General features: G+C 61.0%; 3 protein-coding genes. All 3 read right to left on the bottom strand.

Annotated elements, in window-relative coordinates:
* Positions 1-845, bottom strand: an 845-nt coding sequence (rfbA, locus tag BJ928_RS38340; protein ID WP_120296875.1) for a glucose-1-phosphate thymidylyltransferase RfbA, incomplete at its 3' end; no start/stop codon positions are given.
* Between the two features lie 87 nt (positions 846-932).
* Positions 933-1,835 (bottom strand): dTDP-4-dehydrorhamnose reductase, encoded by a 903-nt coding sequence (gene rfbD / locus BJ928_RS38335; RefSeq protein ID WP_047632802.1) that lies wholly within the window; start codon positions 1,833-1,835, stop codon positions 933-935.
* On the bottom strand, positions 1,832-2,899 hold the full coding sequence (gene rfbB / locus BJ928_RS38330; RefSeq protein WP_047632800.1) for a dTDP-glucose 4,6-dehydratase: 1,068 nt from the start codon (positions 2,897-2,899) through the stop codon (positions 1,832-1,834). The genes rfbD and rfbB overlap by 4 nt, the downstream gene beginning before the upstream one ends.
* Between the last annotated feature and the right edge of the window lie 6 nt (positions 2,900-2,905).

Raw genomic sequence — 2,905 nt, 5'->3', positions numbered from 1 at the left:
TAGGCGTTCTTCTTCAGCGGATGCGCCAGCGCCTCGACGTCAGATGCGCTGATCCAGCCGCTGCGATAGGCAATCTCCTCGGGGCAGGCGACCTTCAGCCCCTGCCGGTTCTCGATCGTGGCAATGTAGTGGCTGGCCTCCAGCATGGATTCATGCGTGCCCGTGTCAAGCCAGGCATAGCCGCGCCCCATGGTCTGCACATCCAGCTGACCGGCGTTCAGATAGCGGATATTGACATCGGTGATCTCCAACTCGCCACGCGGCGACGGGCGGATGGATTTAGCAACGTCAACGACGCTTTCATCGTAGAAATAGAGGCCGGTGACCGCATAATTGCTCTTCGGCAGCTTTGGCTTTTCCTCCAGGCTGATCGCCCGGCCCACCTTGTCGAACTCGACCACGCCATAGCGATGCGGGTCCTGCACGTGATAGGCAAAGACGGTGGCGCCCGCCTCCTTCTCGTTCGCCTCGTGCAGCAACCGGGTAAAGTCGTGTCCGTAGAAGATGTTGTCCCCCAGCACCAGCGCGGACGGGGCGCCATCCAGGAATGCCTCGCCGATCAGAAATGCCTGGGCAAGGCCATCAGGGCTCGGCTGGACGGCATAATCGAGCCTGATGCCCCATTGGCTGCCGTCGCCAAGCAACTGCTCGAAGCGAGGCGTGTCCTGCGGCGTCGAGATGATGAGGATCTCGCGGATACCTGCCAGCATCAGCGTCGTCAGCGGATAGTAGATCATCGGCTTGTCGTAGATCGGCAGCAGCTGCTTGCTGACCGCGAGCGTCAGCGGATAAAGCCGCGTCCCCGATCCGCCGGCGAGTATGATTCCCTTGCGTGCTTTCGTCATGATCCAGCGTCTCGTCTTCAATCTGTCTGCTTATGCCTTGTCGGCTGTCTTTGGGGGCTGACCACGGCCGTCACGAACCTGCGGCTCTCAATCCCCCACGGCCCGCAATCTCGCCAGGACATCGTCGACACCGTCCTGCCATGCGGGAAGAACGATATCGAAGCGATCCATCAGCTTGCTGCAGTTCAGCCTCGAATTGGCCGGGCGCCTGGCGGGTGTCGGGTATTCGGCTGTCGATATCGGCTTCAGCGCATCGAGAGAAAGCGCAAGCTTCTCGTTTGCCGCCAGCGTCTCACGCACGATATGCGCGGCATAGCCGTGCCACGAGGTGCTGCCCTTTGCTGTGAGATGATAGGTCCCCGCAAAGTCGTCGGGCGCCTGTGAAGCCGCAATCCGCTCGATCACCCCGCGCGTGACGTCGGCGATCAACGCCGCCGAGGTCGGCGCCCCCACCTGGTCGGCAACGACGTTCAGAGCGCTTCTTTCTCCCGCCAGCCGAAGGATCGTCTTCAAAAAATTGCTGCCGTGATGGCCATAGACCCAGCTCGTGCGCAAAATGGCATGACGCGCGCCGGACGCGCGCACCGCCTCCTCACCCCGCCATTTGCTTTCGCCGTAGACGGACTGCGGATTGATCGCATCCTCCTCCCCATATGGATCGCCTTTCGTGCCGTCGAAGACATAGTCCGTCGAGTAATGGACGAGCCAGGCGCCGTTATCCGCCGCCCAGCGCGCCAGTATCCCCGGGGCGGTGGCATTGACCGCCATCGCCAGCTCCCGGTCGCTCTCGGCCCGATCTACCGCCGTATAGGCGGCAGGGTTCACGATCACGCGCGGCTTGTGCTCATCAAGAGCGGCAAGAATGCTGGCTTCGCTCGCCAGATCCATGTCTGCGCGCGTCAGAGCAGCGACATCCCCCAAAACGCCAAGCGAGCGCTGCAGCTCAAAACCGACCTGCCCATTGGCGCCGGTGACCAGAATGGCGCTCACAGCTCGACCTCATACTGCTTGCCGACCCATTCGCGATAGGCGCCGCTCGTCACGTTGCGCACCCAGTCCTGGTTGTCGAGATACCATGCGATCGTCTTGCGAATCCCCGTCTCGAAGGTCTCCGCCGGCCTCCAGCCGAGTTCACGCTCGAGCTTGCGCGCATCGATCGCATAGCGCCGGTCATGGCCCGGCCGATCTCTAACGAAGGTGATCTGATCACTGTAGCGGCTGCCATCCGCCTTCGGGCGGAGTTCGTCGAGGATCGCGCAGATGGTATGCACGACCTCGAGATTGGGCTTCTCGTTCCAGCCGCCGACATTATAGGTCTCGCCGAGCTTGCCGGCCTCCAGCACGCGACGGATGGCGCTGCAGTGATCCCGCACATAGAGCCAGTCGCGGATCTGCTGGCCGTCGCCGTAGATCGGCAGGCTTTTGCCCGACAGCGCATTCAGGATCACCAGCGGGATCAGTTTTTCCGGGAAATGATACGGGCCGTAATTGTTGCTGCAGTTCGTCGTCAGGACCGGCAGACCATAGGTATGGTGCCAGGCGCGCACCAGATGGTCGGAGGCCGCCTTGCTGGCAGAATAGGGACTGTTCGGCTCATAGCGGTTGAGTTCGTTGAACGGCGCATCGTCCTTCGACAAGGTGCCGTAGACTTCATCCGTCGAAACATGCAGAAAGCGGAAGCCCTGCTTCTCATCTTCCGCCAGGCCGTCCCAATAGCCACGCACCGCTTCCAGCAGGTTGAACGTCCCAACGATATTCGTCTGGATGAAATCCCCAGGTCCATGGATCGAACGATCGACATGGCTCTCGGCCGCAAAATTGATCACCGCGCGCGGCCGGTGCATCGACAGCAGATCGCTCACAAGCTCCCGGTCGCCAATATCCCCATGCACGAACACATGACGATTGTTGCCACGCAATCCCTGCAACGTATCCAGATTGCCCGCATAGGTCAGCTTGTCCAGATTGACCACCGTCTCATCATGCTGCACCAGCCAGTCAAGAACAAAGTTCCCACCAATAAAACCGGCACCGCCTGAGACCAATATCGTCATCGAAAA

Source organism: Rhizobium sp. WW_1, assembly GCF_003610155.1.
GTDB classification, from domain to species: Bacteria; Pseudomonadota; Alphaproteobacteria; order Rhizobiales; family Rhizobiaceae; genus Rhizobium; species Rhizobium tropici_A.
This window is presented reverse-complemented; position numbering and strand designations above follow the sequence as displayed.